This window comes from Pseudoalteromonas carrageenovora IAM 12662, from assembly GCF_900239935.1.
In the GTDB taxonomy this organism is placed as follows: Bacteria; Pseudomonadota; Gammaproteobacteria; order Enterobacterales; family Alteromonadaceae; genus Pseudoalteromonas; species Pseudoalteromonas carrageenovora.
Genome location: NZ_LT965928.1, coordinates 2,311,520 through 2,325,817, shown reverse-complemented (window position 1 = coordinate 2,325,817; position 14,298 = coordinate 2,311,520). Strand labels below are relative to the sequence as shown.

At 40.0% G+C, this 14,298-nt stretch carries 17 protein-coding genes and 2 tRNA genes; 10 read left to right on the top strand and 9 right to left on the bottom strand.

All coding sequences use genetic code 11. The features are described 5' to 3' along the window. Positions 1-13: 13 nt before the first annotated feature. Positions 14-859, bottom strand: coding sequence for an NADPH-dependent 7-cyano-7-deazaguanine reductase QueF (queF, locus tag ALFOR1_RS10540; RefSeq protein WP_058548319.1), 846 nt, complete (start codon positions 857-859; stop codon positions 14-16). Between the two features lie 59 nt (positions 860-918). Between queF and syd the strand changes: the two genes are divergently transcribed. Next, positions 919-1,458: a SecY-interacting protein gene (gene syd / locus ALFOR1_RS10535; RefSeq protein WP_104642930.1), complete on the top strand. Its 540-nt coding sequence runs from the start codon at positions 919-921 to the stop codon at positions 1,456-1,458. 64 nt (positions 1,459-1,522) lie between these two features. Here syd and ALFOR1_RS10530 read toward each other — a convergent pair whose 3' ends face one another. The 3 genes from ALFOR1_RS10530 to ALFOR1_RS10520 form a co-directional block, all read right to left on the bottom strand. Continuing rightward, positions 1,523-2,296 carry a Zn-ribbon-containing protein gene (locus tag ALFOR1_RS10530; protein ID WP_104642929.1) on the bottom strand — a complete coding sequence of 258 codons (774 nt, stop codon included), beginning with the start codon at positions 2,294-2,296 and terminating at the stop codon, positions 1,523-1,525. 13 nt (positions 2,297-2,309) lie between these two features. Continuing rightward, positions 2,310-2,576: a hypothetical protein gene (locus ALFOR1_RS10525; RefSeq protein ID WP_058548316.1), complete on the bottom strand. Its 267-nt coding sequence runs from the start codon at positions 2,574-2,576 to the stop codon at positions 2,310-2,312. Between the two features lie 105 nt (positions 2,577-2,681). Next, positions 2,682-2,918 (bottom strand): DUF2789 domain-containing protein, encoded by a 237-nt coding sequence (locus ALFOR1_RS10520; protein ID WP_058548315.1) that lies wholly within the window; start codon positions 2,916-2,918, stop codon positions 2,682-2,684. A 257-nt stretch (positions 2,919-3,175) separates the two neighbouring features. Here ALFOR1_RS10520 and ALFOR1_RS10515 point away from each other — a divergent pair, with 257 nt between their 5' ends. Continuing rightward, a complete protein-coding gene (locus ALFOR1_RS10515) occupies positions 3,176-3,808 on the top strand; it encodes a GNAT family N-acetyltransferase (protein WP_104642928.1) in 633 nt (210 codons plus the stop codon). Between the two features lie 777 nt (positions 3,809-4,585). Here ALFOR1_RS10515 and ALFOR1_RS10510 read toward each other — a convergent pair. Together ALFOR1_RS10510 and ALFOR1_RS10505 are read right to left on the bottom strand one after the other, a co-directional pair. Next, entirely contained in the window at positions 4,586-4,885 is a 300-nt protein-coding gene (locus ALFOR1_RS10510; protein WP_104642927.1) for a DUF3301 domain-containing protein, read from the bottom strand. Then, a complete protein-coding gene (locus ALFOR1_RS10505) occupies positions 4,885-5,913 on the bottom strand; it encodes a DUF3549 family protein (RefSeq protein WP_104642926.1) in 1,029 nt (342 codons plus the stop codon). Before ALFOR1_RS10505 ends, ALFOR1_RS10510 begins: the two co-directional genes overlap by 1 nt. A 104-nt stretch (positions 5,914-6,017) precedes the next feature. Between ALFOR1_RS10505 and ALFOR1_RS10500 the strand changes: the two genes are divergently transcribed. The 3 genes from ALFOR1_RS10500 to ALFOR1_RS10490 are packed head-to-tail and all read left to right on the top strand — an operon-like array spanning position 6,018 to position 7,544. After that, positions 6,018-6,338 carry a YqcC family protein gene (locus ALFOR1_RS10500; protein ID WP_104642925.1) on the top strand — a complete coding sequence of 107 codons (321 nt, stop codon included), beginning with the start codon at positions 6,018-6,020 and terminating at the stop codon, positions 6,336-6,338. Then, entirely contained in the window at positions 6,331-7,095 is a 765-nt protein-coding gene (truC, locus tag ALFOR1_RS10495) for a tRNA pseudouridine(65) synthase TruC (RefSeq protein WP_058548310.1), read from the top strand. Before ALFOR1_RS10500 ends, truC begins: the two co-directional genes overlap by 8 nt. Further along, positions 7,095-7,544, top strand: a complete 450-nt coding sequence (locus ALFOR1_RS10490) for a flavodoxin (protein WP_104642924.1) — start codon at positions 7,095-7,097, stop codon at positions 7,542-7,544. The genes truC and ALFOR1_RS10490 overlap by 1 nt, the downstream gene beginning before the upstream one ends. 487 nt (positions 7,545-8,031) lie before the next feature. Here the strand turns inward: ALFOR1_RS10490 and ALFOR1_RS10485 are convergent, their stop codons facing one another. Beyond that, positions 8,032-9,612: a LysM peptidoglycan-binding domain-containing protein gene (locus ALFOR1_RS10485; RefSeq protein WP_058548308.1), complete on the bottom strand. Its 1,581-nt coding sequence runs from the start codon at positions 9,610-9,612 to the stop codon at positions 8,032-8,034. A 155-nt stretch (positions 9,613-9,767) separates the two neighbouring features. After that, entirely contained in the window at positions 9,768-10,541 is a 774-nt protein-coding gene (gene gloB, locus ALFOR1_RS10480; RefSeq protein WP_104642923.1) for a hydroxyacylglutathione hydrolase, read from the bottom strand. 53 nt (positions 10,542-10,594) lie between these two features. On the opposite strand from gloB, the gene ALFOR1_RS10475 reads away from it, so the two are divergent. Beyond that, positions 10,595-11,368: a class I SAM-dependent methyltransferase gene (locus ALFOR1_RS10475; RefSeq protein WP_058548306.1), complete on the top strand. Its 774-nt coding sequence runs from the start codon at positions 10,595-10,597 to the stop codon at positions 11,366-11,368. Here the strand turns inward: ALFOR1_RS10475 and rnhA are convergent. Continuing rightward, positions 11,365-11,829 (bottom strand): ribonuclease HI, encoded by a 465-nt coding sequence (rnhA, locus tag ALFOR1_RS10470; protein WP_058548305.1) that lies wholly within the window; start codon positions 11,827-11,829, stop codon positions 11,365-11,367. The genes ALFOR1_RS10475 and rnhA overlap by 4 nt on opposite strands. Before the next feature lie 68 nt (positions 11,830-11,897). Here rnhA and dnaQ point away from each other — a divergent pair, with 68 nt between their 5' ends. The 4 genes from dnaQ (at position 11,898) to ALFOR1_RS10450 (ending at position 14,270) form a co-directional block, all read left to right on the top strand. Further along, positions 11,898-12,611 carry a DNA polymerase III subunit epsilon gene (gene dnaQ / locus ALFOR1_RS10465; protein ID WP_058548304.1) on the top strand — a complete coding sequence of 238 codons (714 nt, stop codon included), beginning with the start codon at positions 11,898-11,900 and terminating at the stop codon, positions 12,609-12,611. 9 nt (positions 12,612-12,620) lie between these two features. Continuing rightward, entirely contained in the window at positions 12,621-13,991 is a 1,371-nt protein-coding gene (locus tag ALFOR1_RS10460) for a TIGR03503 family protein (protein WP_104642922.1), read from the top strand. A 98-nt stretch (positions 13,992-14,089) separates the two neighbouring features. After that, positions 14,090-14,166: transfer RNA gene (locus tag ALFOR1_RS10455), tRNA-Asp, on the top strand. 27 nt (positions 14,167-14,193) lie between these two features. Next, positions 14,194-14,270 (top strand) — tRNA-Asp (locus ALFOR1_RS10450). Positions 14,271-14,298 lie beyond the last annotated feature (28 nt).

Below are 14,298 nucleotides of genomic sequence, written 5' to 3'. Positions count from 1 at the left end.
ATAAATTCAAGATTTACTGACGATTAATCTTAACGGCAAACGGTGTATCATTATAGTGCGTTGAACGGTACGGGTTAATATCTAGTCCACCTCTGCGAGTGTAACGTGCATACACTTCAAGCTCTTTAATGTTTAGTTGCGTGGTTAAGTCGCTATAAATGCGCTCTACACATTGCTCATGAAACTCATTATGCGTTCTGAACGATATTAAATAACGCAGCAGCGATTCGCGACATATTTTCTCGCCTGTGTATCTAATAATAATGCTCGCCCAATCAGGCTGAGAGGTTATTAAACAATTTGATTTAAGTAAGTGGCTATGAAGTGTTTCTGTGACTACAGTGTCACTTTGTGCTTTTAGAGAGTAAGCGTCAATGTCGTAATTATCTATCTCGATGTCTAAATCATCAATACACTCACCAGGAAGCGCAGTGCAAGGCAGGCAATTGTAATCATCAGGGCTGTATAGCGTTACTTTTACAGGGCTATTAACAGCATTCGATAAATCGTCAATTAAATGCTGCTTAACCACTTTATTACTTTCAAAGCGAGTTTGATTAAAGCTATTTAGATAAAGCTTGAATGATTTAGACTCAATAATATGGCTGCTTTGACATTCAAAGGTAAATAAAGCCACTGCAACTTGCGGTTTACCTTTAGCATTTAACCACGAAAGTTCGTAACCTGTCCAAATGTCTTGGCCTTTAAATGGCAGCTCGGCTTCATCAATATTTAAAGCATCACGATTTAGCTTGCGCGCAATAGGGAAAAGCAAGCTTGGCGTATAGTCGTCTACATACTCAGTAGATTGCCCTAATACACTGCCTTTAAGGTCTGGAGAATTGCTGTAATCTGTCATGTTTGCTCTTAAATAGTTACAATGGGAACATTATATCTAATTTAATTGAGTTTCACAGTATGTCTGTAGTATTGCTTTTAGAACACCTTCACCATAAATTTATCGAAAATACCCTTAAAAACACCGCTAAGTATCCACTTATAGTGCATGATGAGCAATGGCCAAGCCCGTGTGAGCTTGGTGAGGTTGATGAGCAAGGCAATATTCAATGGCAAGGCGTACGCCAGCAGCCAGCAGGCTCATTAAACGATTTAGCTAAGGCATTGGAGCTTGAATTTCCAAAAGCGCTTAGTGAGCTTTATGGTCATATGTACGGTGGAAGTATTTTGGCAAGTATTGACGGCCATCAAGTCGAGCTATTACAAGCTTGGAATACTGATGATTTCGACATGCTACAACAAAACATAACTGGTCACGTGTTAATGAAGCGAAAGCTAAAACAACCCGAAACAGTGTTTATTGGCTTAACAGATCAAGACGATTTATTGGTAAGTGTTTTAATTCATACTGGGGAAGTTTGTTTAGAGCATGTTGGCAAAAAAACACATCATGTACTTGCACCAAATATAGAGTCGTTTTTAAAAGCGCTTGAGATTTAAATTATAATTAATAAATCAGCTTAGCGTAATCACTAAGCTGACTTTAAAAACGCATTAGTAGTGGCTACTGAAAATCCCACGACACATTAGACACTAAACCGCACGGCTCACATCTAAAATCAAATAGCCCAAACCAAGGCTCATCTAGTTTCCAATCACTATTACAGCTTGGGCATTTACGTTCAAGTTCAGAGGCTTTATCAACGCCGCCAACACGGTATAAATAATAGTAAACTGGCTTTTTAGTTAAAAAACTTATGCGTTTAGTTATGTCTTTTCCGCGGCGGTATAAATCACTTTGTGTACTCGATATTTCCTCAAGAGCAGGAAACTCACAGCGTGTTGCACCATTAATTTGTATTTGATCGCATGCTTGCCAATCTTCTTGCCACTTAATTAGCGTTTTATAATCGCCATTGGCTATAGCGGGTATATTAAATAGCGGCACGGGTAAAAAGTCATCACCACAATAAAGCGGGCTACAGGTATGCACGTAAGTTGTGTACAAAATATAGCTTGATGGTTCTTTACAGCAATCAGCCCCATTTGAATGAATATCCTGGCCGATAATTTTAACTTTTGGGGCAAGCAAACCTGCACTATTAAGTAGCTCAATACTGTGCTTTACAAACGGACTGTTATTTAGAGGATGCATAGCATCCTCAGTAGGGCACATAACACGGGTGATGAAGTAACCGTCTTTTAACACGGTTGGAAATTCTTCCCCCATTATTTGGCCATTAAAACGCAGGGCATTTACTAAGCGGTTTATTGCTTGTTCGGCTTGTTCTAGGGTGGTGTCTTGGTAGCAATCAAATGTTAAATCAACAACGAACATTTATAGTCTCAAATTATTTTTGCTCTAGCATAGCGAGTAACCTATCAAGCTTTTGCTCAATTCTATCTAGTTGACTAGTTTTAGGTTCGTTATCGCTGGTTTGCTGTGGGTTTTTCATTAAGTTATGAATAGATTCAGGGTTATTTTTATATTGGCTTACTGCAGCAATTATCATTGGCATTGGCACTGATTGAGCTAAGCGGCCTTTTGTGAGCGCAACAGTGGGAGTTTTGCCTTCTTCAAGAAGGACTTTAATTGCATCAAATACAACTGAATTCATTGGGTTATAACTCTTTAATAAATAAATGCGCAGCTAGTAAAGCTGCGCGGGTGCTATGTTAGCAATAAATAGGGGAGGGCACATTAATTAATGTGCCAAATACGATTAGTTACTTTGTCTAATTCTTACATCTAGCTCATCAATTACTTCACTCCACGCGCCATCTTCTTCAAGTGACTCAGCCAAAAAGTGTTGCTGTGCTTCATCCCAAAATGGGGCGTTTTGCAGTAATGTAGTGTCCTCGAGCTCATGGTTGGCAATAAATTCATCTATTTGTTTTTCAGAGTTTGGTAAACCAAGCTGTGCAAATAGGGTGTTTATGTCGTGCTTTGTTGTATCCATAATATAGCTCCATGTAATGATAACAATTTGATTAAATATGCATAATGCTCAGCTAGAGTCGGGGTTGACTAAGTTAAGTAGTTAGCAAATTTAATGTAATCGATATTAAATTCATCCAAAGTTAGAACATAATTATAGGCTTGGCTAGCTAAACTCTGGCTGAATTGACGCTTTTTTTACTTTAGGTATATAGTTAACTTTAGTTTAATGAGTTTTATTGCTCGGCGTATTTAAAATCAATAATAAGAGGAAACACGATGACTGTAGACATACAAACAGACACCTTTAGCGTGCAGTATTTAGCCGCAGAAGACATAAGCATTGCTGCGAGTCTTATTTATCAGGCTTATCATGACGATCCTATGTTGCAAACGTTGCTTAACTATATTGAAAATAACAAATCCGCTTATGAGAAAAAACTTCGTTCTCTTATTAGAGAAGAGCTCAGTACTTTTTGGCAAGAAAAACAGCCTTTGATAGGCTTATACCGTAATGAAAAGTTAAAAGCTGTGGCGTGTGTATTTGAGTCTAATAGTCAACTGCAAGCCCAGCGCTATTGGCATTGGCGTTTAAAACTTATGCTCAGTGCCGGTTTTTTGCAAACTAACCAATTAATAGAAAAAGAAAAAACTATAAGAGATGCATTAAAAGAGCAGGGTAATTATTACTTTTTAGCATTTATAGCTGTAGATCCACACTTTCATGGCCAAGGGCTCGGTCGATATTTATTAAGAGGGTTAAATGACTTAGTAAAATCAAATTTAAATGCAACAGGCATGGCTGTTTTTGTTACACGTAGAGAGCACTCCGAGTTTTTTAAAACCGAGGGATTTAAAGCACTAAAACAACTTACATTTAATAAAATTGAAGGTGATTTGCTGTTTAAATAAGGGTTTAGCTGAATAGTTTGTAAGATTAATTGAATTTTTAGCTATTCATGTGTGAGTAAATACGCCAAAACGGACATTAGACTGTGAGACATATCTTACATTAACGTGAGTGTTAATAGATAAAGGCCTGTGCTAACAGGCCTTTTTTTATTTAAGTTGTTAATATATCTAGCTTATTTTATTTTTGCATATTTATTACACTCATTTATTTTTTGTTAAGTGCTATTACCAAGCCACTTTTGCTTTAAACTTTACTTTGTCAAGACGACATAGCTTAACGATTAAGCTACTGCCAAGGATACGGAATAGGCAACATAGCAGGCGCTAGCAGGAAGCACAAAGGACAAGTTAAAACGGATACAAGGATGAATTAGGAAGTGCAAGAGGCACTTAGTAGCTAGGAGCTACTTTAGGATATTCACGGATGACGCTACAGGAAGTAGCAGGAACGTTAGTTTACGTAGGATGGCCAAGGCGGCAAGAGGAAAATGCAGGATGCATTAAAGTGGCAGGAGCTACTTAAAAGGATTACCACGGATGATGCTACGGTATGTAGCCACGCGTTAGATTACGCAGGTTGACCAGGAAGGTTAAGGATATTGCAGGATGCAATGGGAGGGTAAACAAGGTTGTTTGCTCGTTCAGGGGATGATAATACGGATTTATAGATAAAGGATATCTAGCAGGATGCAGTCCAATTGGGGCGTAACTTTAGTTACGCCTTAGTTTTTTGTGTTAAATTTAGTTTTAAGCATTAAAAAAGCGCTTAAAATACTTTCATATTTTATGCGGCGGAACAACCACACTTTTCAAAAACTCATTTTCCATTATAAGCACACCTTGATAAGCATTCTCACCATCGCTTGAAAATTCAAATATAAATTCACTTTTAATACCTGGCTTACCGTTTTTTAAAAAACCAAAACGGCGCTTAGTGCATGCAACACTCATTAGCTGTACTTGTAATTGATCGCTTTGGCGCTTTGCATGAACGTTCGCTGCTTCAGCAATTTTTCGGTTAAGCCAAAATAAATAAATTACACTACCAATAAGTATGAACGTCCATAAGCTTGCCATTAAGAGAATAACCTTCCAATTGCTCGTGCGAGGGTTTCGCTACGATTTTCTTTTCGTAATAAACCTAATAAATGAGGGCGAATAGTGGGTATTGCAACTAAATCGGCAAACACACTAGGGAACAGCTCCGCTATTTCTTGATGTTGTGCACAATTATCCATAAATATGTGTAACCGCTCTGGATCTTCTAACTGCACAAAACAGCGCCCTGCAATGGTTAAAAGTACGTCCGAATCATTACCAAGTGATGAGCTTAATGCTGCATCAACCAGTTGTGTGCTTAGCCCTTGCGCTTGCCCTTTAGACAATGAGCGCAGTGCAGCGGTTAAAGCTATGGTATCGTTATTTTCAATTGCAGCTTGACCATATGCTAATAAAAGTTCACTCAAAGATGTGGGGATTTCAACATGTTCAAGCATTGCGCTAAGTGGTTGTAATACTTCAAGCGGTAAATGCGCCCACGCTTTTTGTAAGTTGCTTAAATTTGCGTCGTTATCTAGGCGTAGTGCAAAATCTGCAATACCTTGAAGTGCAACACTTTGCCAGTTATCAAACCCAATTTTGCCGCTAAAGTATAATTGTGCGTGTTCGTAATATTGAGAAGCCGGTTGTTTTAATAAAACTTTAAGCTGCGCGTTAAACGCAGCTAATTTATTTGCATTAGGTGTAAAAACATAAGGGTTGTTATCAAGTTTACCATCAGCCTGTTCACCTGTAATTTCAGTGCCTAAGGCCTCAATAACCATATTAGCAAAATGATCGCGGCTTGCACTTACCAGTTTGCTTTGTTCATCAAGTGGAAACTTTAAAAACCACACGTATGGTTCTTTGCTTGCTTTACTATCCCAAAATTGAATAGCAAGCCATGCATGACCCCCAAGAGGGTAAGGGTACGGAGTTTGAGCTTGTTCAATGGTTAAAAACTGTTTTTTATCAAGCTTAGTTATATGTCTGCCAATATCAAAAGCACGCCACTGAGTACCTGCACCGTCTAAAAGTTGGCCTAATGTGGCTACGTGTTCGCTCATTGTATTCTCAACTGTTTTTACTGCTAAATTGCCCTAATTATACGCCATAGCGGGCTGTGTGGGAACAGGGTATAATTGCATTACATATATGAAAGAGGGTGGTTATGTACCAGCAAACCCAAGCTTATTTAAATCAGCTCACTGCTCTTTTAAAAAAGCATCAACTTTGGCAAGCTCAGCCAGTAGCCCCTGAGGCATTAAATTCCAGTGTTCCATTTTGTCACGACACGATGGCGTTTGAACAATGGTTACAATTTGTATTTATAGAAAAAGTTCAGCATTTAGTGACTCATCAGCAACCATTGCCTCGTAATTTTGCAATTGCGCCTATGGCACAAATGACCCTTGTGAATAAAAATGGTAGTAACGAGATTATTGAATTACTAATTCAGCTTGATGCCTTTTTAGGAGAGCCCAATGAGTGAGCGCCCAGAGCCTATTGAATATGGCGAATTGGCTATTTTGTATCAAGATGAGAACTACGTAGCCATAAATAAACCCTCGGGTTTACTAGTGCACCGCTCTTTTTTAGATAAGCACGAAACTCAGTTTGCCATGCAAATGTTACGTGATCAGTTAGGGCAACATGTGTTTCCAGTACATAGGCTAGATAGACCTACGTCGGGTGTGCTGCTATTTGCTTTAAGCTCTGAAGCCGCGCGCGATATGAATCAGTTATTCATTGAAGGTACTATCGCTAAGCGATATTTAGCGCTAGTGCGCGGGTTTGCCCCTGAATCAGTTTTTTTAGACAAACCGCTAAAAGAAGAGCTGGATAAAATAGCTGACAAGTTTGCAGATCAAGATAAAGCGCCACAAGAGGCGCAAACTCAGTTTAATTGTTTGCACCAAGCTGCATTGCCTATTCCTATCGGTAAATACCCAACAGTGCGCTACTCGTTAGTTGAGTGTTTTCCTAAAACGGGGCGTAAGCATCAAATTCGCAGACACTTAAAGCATTTATCGTTACCGATTATAGGTGATGTAAATCACGGCGATAACCAGCACAATCAATTTTTTAGAGAGCATTTTGAGCTAAGACGACTAATGTTATTTGCAACAGAGCTTAGTTTTGTGCACCCTTACACGCATAAACCCATCACAATAAAAGCGCCACTAGGTGAAGACATGCTTAAAATATGTCAGCAACTAGGTTGGCCAGATCAAGAAAAGGATTATTAATGTCACATATTAGTATTTTTGTAGGCAGTGTTAATGGCGGCGCAGAGCGTTTGAGCGATGAAGTGGCCAATACTATTGAGCAAGCAGGCCATACTGCAAGCGTTATTAATGAGGCATCTCTTGATGATGTTAAAAATGCATCACATATTTTAATTGTTACTTCAACCACAGGCCAAGGCGATATACCAAGCAATTTAGCGGGGCTGTACTTTGCTATGAATAGCACGTTTCCTATGCTTACCGATAAACCTTTTGGGGTCATTGCTATGGGTGATAGATGCTATGGTGACACCTTTTGTGGTGCTGGTCGCAGCTTTGATGAGCTATTACGCGACTTACAAGCAAAGCCAGTTGGTAATCGCCTAGAAATAGATGCCTGTGAAGATTTTGAGCCATGGCCCGTTACAGAGCCTTGGTTAAAAGCATGGCTAGAAAAACTACCAGCTTAATTTAACCAGAACTCTGGATAATAGACCTATCCCTAGCAGCTATTGACGAGAGAATTAGCCTTGTTTTCACTGAAAATCTCTGGCTAAAGAAAGATAAGTTTAAATATCACTATGATTCAATATGTTAGTAAATGTCTTAACAAGGGCGTGTTGATCTTTGTGGATTGAAATTTGTTCAATCTAGGGGCGATTAAATCGCGGCGCGAGGTTTGTAACCTAGTGGGCTAAGTAAAAAACGAGCAACAAAGAGTTAAACGCCCCTAGAAAGAACCCAGAGGGCAGTGCATGTTTGGTATTTATGCTGCGTAATCGCCTATTTATGGGGAACAACCACACTACATAGGCTCTGCCTTGCCTAAAAACCAAACATACTGCTGCAAATTCGCCCACCAAAGATCAACACGCCCTAGAGTTCAGATTAATTTATTAAATTAAAGTATTAAAAAAGGAGCGCATGCGCTCCTTTTTGCTTTTATAGCTCTATAAATTAGCTACTTCTTACGTCTACTTTAAGCTTTAACTTTTGGCCCGGTTGTAAATACTTTTGGCCGGCTAAGTTATTCCACTTAATAATCTCATTAACCGTTAAATTAAACTTAGAAGCAATACGCGCAAGCGAGTCACCACGGCGTACTTTGTAGGTAATGGTGCGATTAGTACTTGCGGTTGCTTGTGGTTTACTTGCTGATTTATAGACAGTTAGCTTTTGATTTAATCGCAGTACTGAGTTTTTCTTCAGTTTATTCCACGACGCAAGTTCGTCCATTGTTACATCATACTCGCGGCTTATATCCCAAAGTGTATCGCCACTTTTAACCGTGTGCGATAACTTAGTGCGAGTTGCTTTATTTGCTGCTAAACGCATTTGTTTAGGTAAATGTTCACTATTAATTGCACCATCGGTAAGCGGTACTAACAGTTCTTGGCCTACGCGAATAGTGTTTGATTTTAATTTGTTAAGCGAGCGAATTGCACTGCTACTGGTGGTAAACTTTTTAGCAATAACAGAAAGGCTATCGCCACGAGCGACAGTGTACTGTTGCCAGCGTAAGCGATCTTTTACATCAGTAAGTGCAAGTTTTTGGCTAAACTGCTCTGCTTTATCGGTAGGTAATAATAAAAAGTGCGGCCCGTTAGGATCCGTTGCCCAGCGGTTAAAGCCAGGGTTTAACCTGTAAAGCTCAGTAAGCGTCATATCAGCCATATCAGCAGCAAGCGCTAAATCAATCTGTGAGCCTACATCAACCACTTCGACTACTTGTGCATTGATCACCGGTTGCCACTTAACGTTAAAGTCGTCAGCACGCTTTAATAAATCGGCAAGTGCTAATAGCTTAGGTACGTATGCTGTGGTTTCACTTGGTAAATCTAGTGACCAAAAATCGGTTGGTAAATGTTTTTTACGATTCTTTTTAATCGCGCGCATCAAACGCCCTTCGCCTGAGTTATACGCCGCAATAGCGTTTAACCAATCACCTTCAAGGGTTTTATGCAAATATGATAAGTAATCAAGTGCAGCACGTGTCGATTGAACAATGTCGCGACGACCGTCATACCACCAGTTTTGCTTTAAATCAAAACGCTCACCTGTTGCTGGCATAAACTGCCAAATACCTGAAGCGCTTCTATTAGAGTAACCAAATGGGTCAAAAGCACTTTCTACAATAGGGAGTAATGCAATTTCTATTGGCATTTCGCGTTTTTCTACTTCTTCAACAATAAAGTGAAGGTAAGGCTCTGCACGTTTAGAAATACGATCTAAATAAGCTTGATGGCGAGCGTAGTAATTTCGCTCGGTAACAACAGGGCGGTTTTGTGGTACGTCAATAGAAAGCTGGTAACGAATACGTTCCCACACGTCATCAAAAACGGGAGCTTCTTCGTCTTCACTATTAACTTGTTGATATTGTGCGTTTACCATCAATGCATTGTTGATATCGTTAGGGCTTGCGCCTTCAAGCTTTTGGTTTGTTTGAGTAGCGACTTGAGAGTCAGAATCTAAGGTTGTAACCGTTTGACAACCACTTAGCGCAAGCGCCAAGGTAATTAAAAGAGGAGATTTATTCATAAATACCAATACATCGGGTAAAAAACTCGGCGAATACTACCCGTTATGAGTCAACATTGCCACTTAGTGACCACTTTAAACGCGAAGAGAAAATCATGCCCTAATGATAAAGGCATGATTTTAATATAAAATATAGCTAGCTATTAGATTATGCGTTAAAAATTGTCTTTGAACTTTCTCAGACTAGCAAAGTTTTCCCAAGGTTCATTGTTTTTTGTAACCAAAAGGAATTCTTTTGGTAATAATTCAGTAATAGTAGGTAAGTCACTGCGCATAAACGGGTTTATTTTAAGCTCTTGGTTAATAGTGCTTGGTAACGTTATTTCATCTGTACTACGAAGTTCATCTACTTTTTTGCTATATTCGAGTAGCTCAGGGTTACGAGGCTCTACTGCTTTTGCAAACGCTAAGTTAGCCTGAGTATATTCATGAGTGCAATACACCTTACAGCTTTTTGGTAATTCACGCAGTTTATTGAACGAATTCCACATTTGCTCGCTTGTCCCTTCAAATAATCTACCACAGCCACCGCTAAATAAAGTATCGCCAGTAAAAGCGAGTTCGTCGTGGGTATAACAAATATGATCAAGCGTATGCCCAGGCGTGGCTACAATATTAAATGGCACATTAAGTACTTCGATATTATCGCCATCAATTAGAGTATGAGTAATACCATCAAAAGGACTATTGGCGGGGCCGTAAACAGGGATATTTGCAAATTGCTTAACTAGATCAGCTACGCCTCCGGTGTGGTCGCTATGATGATGGGTTATTAAAATGCCAGCTAATGATAAGTTATGTTCAGCTAAATGCGTAATTACAGGCCTTGCGTCACCTGGGTCTACTACCCATGCTTGGTTACTATTATGAGTGGTTAAACACCAAATATAATTATCAGAAAAGGCTTTAATTGCTTTGACTTGCACCATGTTACATTGCTCTATAAAGTGACAGTTAACACATAGTATAACGAGCTCATAAAATGAAACCAGCCCTTAGTTTTCAAGAAGGACCTAAACCGCTGTCATGGCAGCAGTTCCCTCATGGTGACTATTTACGATCTGACATTGAACGCAAAATGGATCAATGGTTACCGCGTATGTTTGGTTATCACATGCTAAAACTAGGTAATTTAAGTGGTGAAATTAATACAAGTGTTAGCACCATTAAGCATCAAGTGTGCGTTGCAGAGCCCGGCCCCTATACAGGTGTTGTGGCCGATATCGACGAATTACCTTTTTACGAGCACAGTGTTGATGCGTGTATTTTAAGCCACTGCTTAGAGTACCATTCAGATCCGCACCATATTTTACGCGAGGCACACCGCACGCTAATACCTGGTGGTTATATTGTTATTACCGGTTTTAACCCATTTAGCTTATGTGGGCTTGCGCAAATGCTGCCGTTTAGTGGTCAAAAACTTCCATGGACAGGGCGGTTTTTTACACCTGCCCGTGTTAAAGATTGGCTTAACTTATTAGGATTTGAAATAGTGAGTGATGAGCGATTTATTTACTCATCGCTAGCAAGAGGTAACAGGTTGTCGCGTTTTGAATTTTGGCGCAGTTTTGCCAAACAATATTTAAAACCTATGGGGAGTGTGTATATGCTGGTGGCACGTAAGCGAGTGGCCCCGCTTACACCTATAAAGCCTAAGTGGCATGCAAGGCCGCAGTTTGCGCCAGTAAAAGGGGCAGGGCTTAGGCAAACCTCAAAGCAGCACTTTAAGCGCTGCGATGAAAAAAATAACAATTAAGGCTGATAACCTACATCTTCAAGTAAATCTTTACTGCCTGCGGCATCGCGAGCTAAATCGTCAACTATTTCGTTGTACTTATGGCCACTATGCCCTTTAACCCACTTCCATGTAACATTATGTTCGCTACAGGCTTTATCTAGACGTTTCCATAAATCTACGTTTTTAACCGGTTTTTTCGCAGAGGTTAACCAACCGCGCTTTTTCCAATTAGCTATCCACGATTCAATGCCTTGCTTAACATATTGGCTATCGGTTGTGAGATTTACCTCGCATTCACGCGTAAGTGATTCTAAGGCTACAATCGCTGCGAGCATTTCCATGCGGTTATTAGTTGTTAATTTATAACCTTGGCTTAATTTTTTTTCGTGACCGTTATAAATCATAAAAATACCATAACCACCAGGGCCCGGATTACCTAAACATGAGCCATCGGTATAAATCTCTACGGTTTTTTGCACTGTTTTACCTTGATATTATGTACAATAAAGTGATTATAGAAAGATACCAGAGTCAGGCTAAATTCGATATGGCACGTAGACAAATAGTTTTAGATACAGAAACCACCGGCATCGACCCTAAACAGGGTCACCGCATTATAGAAATTGGTTGTGTAGAGTTAGTAAACAGGCGCTTAACCGGCAACAATTTTCACGTTTATATAAATCCACAACGTAGTATTGAAGAAGAAGCGATAGATGTTCATGGTATTACCAACGAATTTTTACGTGATAAACCCCTTTACCGTGACATAGCGCAAGAGTTTTTTGACTATATAAAAGGGGCAGAGCTGGTTATTCATAACGCACCGTTCGATGTGGGCCATATGGATAATGAATTTGCGCTGCTTAATCAGGGTTACCCTAATACCCACGATTACTGCCAAGTTCTCGACACCCTTAAAATGGCGCGTGACTTGCATCCTGGTCAAAAGAATAATCTTGATGCTTTGTGTCGTCGCTACGATATAGATAACGCAAAACGAACATTGCACGGCGCTTTACTGGATTCTGAAATTTTAGCCGATGTTTACCTTGCCATGACAGGTGGGCAAACAAAGCTAAACTTAAATCAAAATAAAGACGATGGCAGCGAGCAACAAAAAGGCGGCATAAGACGGTTAAACCCAAATAGGGCACCTTTAGTTGTTTTACGTGCAAACGACGCTGAGCAAAGCGCACACGAAGCACGACTCGATCTTGTCAATAAAGAAGGCGGCCAATGTTTATGGCGCGCTGAATAAGGCTAACCAATGAAAACGATGTATTTTGTTAGTTCGTTATGCGCCGCCAGTTTGTTTGCTGGCAGTGCTTATGGCGTTAAGCAAGTAGAAGTGCTCAAACGTGACGGGCATCAAAATGAAATCCCCTTATTAGAAAATCGTTTTCGTATAGATAGTAAAATTGAAGAAATAACCCTGCTGTTTTTTAGAAAGCCAGGCGCACCGGCTGTTATTTTAGTTAGGCCAGATGGCAGTAAATACTTTGCAACTGAAGCCGTAAGAAACCCCGACCTCGATTGGTTTGACGAGTTAACCTACGATTTGGTTACAATAAAAAATCCTATGGCCGGTCCATGGCAGGTTATTGGCAGTATTTTGCCAAACAGCCGAATTGTAGTGCTTGGTGAAGTATCTTTAGAGGCGCAGCCACTCCCTCCTATGTTATTTAGAGGGGAGACAATTAAAATTACCGGTAAAATTCTTAATGACGGTGAGCCAATAGACGCTGAGCTATTTAGGGATGTAGTAAGCCTTAATGTAGATTTTGTAAGTACCAATAACGAAAACTTTGCTAATTTTGGTTCAGGGGTACAAGAAGTCGCCGAATTTAAAGATGACGGGCGCGGATTTGACGAACGCGCTAAAGATGGCATTTTTACCGGAGAGTTTACGTTAGACTTTCCTGCTGGTGAATGGACGCCAGAGCTTTACGTTGCAACGCCTCTATTACAGCGCCGTATTGTACAAGACACGATAGAAGTGCACGAGCCTCCCTTTTCAACAAACGTTACCCTAGCAGAGCAAGACACTGACGAGCATAAACTGACAATAACGATAGACCCAAGCGTCGTTAAGCCAGAAACCGTCATTATTCAGGGTAAAATTTATTACCCTAATAACGAAGAGCAAATGTTTACCATAGATGCTGCTCCTAATGACTCGCGCCAACTTAACGTTAAAAATTATGATTGGGGTCGATACAGTGTTGAGTTATCTGTTTTTGGCACAAATATAAACGAGCGTGAGTTTATGGCGACGCTACCAACCTATAAATTTGAAATAGAACGTCCTATAGTTGCGGTGCCTGAAATTGATCCGGCAACAATAATTGCGCCTGAGCAAATGAAAGCAAGTGAGCCTGCAGATGAAAAAATAGCCACTTCAACAATTATTAGCTTAATAATAGGCTGTAATATTCTTATTTTATTACTCGGTTGGTTAGCAATTCGTATATTTGTTCAGAAAAAACCAATCAAATTTAAAGTTAAGCTGCCTTTTTTAAATAAAAAGAAAGCAGCTGATGGTGAAGTTACCAACACAGAAAAAAATCAAGTTGGCAAAAATGGTTCAAAAAATGACAAATCAGGTGAAATTTTAAACCTTTCGATGTCAGATGACTAAAAAACCTATAAAAAAACAAAAAAGCCCTTGACGAAATAGGGGCTGGTTCGTATTATTCACGCCGCTGTCAGGGGAGACTCAGACAGCAACGAAAATGCGGAGTGGTAGTTCAGTTGGTTAGAATACCGGCCTGTCACGCCGGGGGTCGCGGGTTCGAGTCCCGTCCACTCCGCCAATTTTCGACAATTTGTAAGTAGATGCTGGAGTGGTAGTTCAGTTGGTTAGAATACCGGCCTGTCACGCCGGGGGTCGCGGGTTCGAGTCCCGTCCACTCCGCCAATAAGAAAAAATAACAGTTTAAATATAC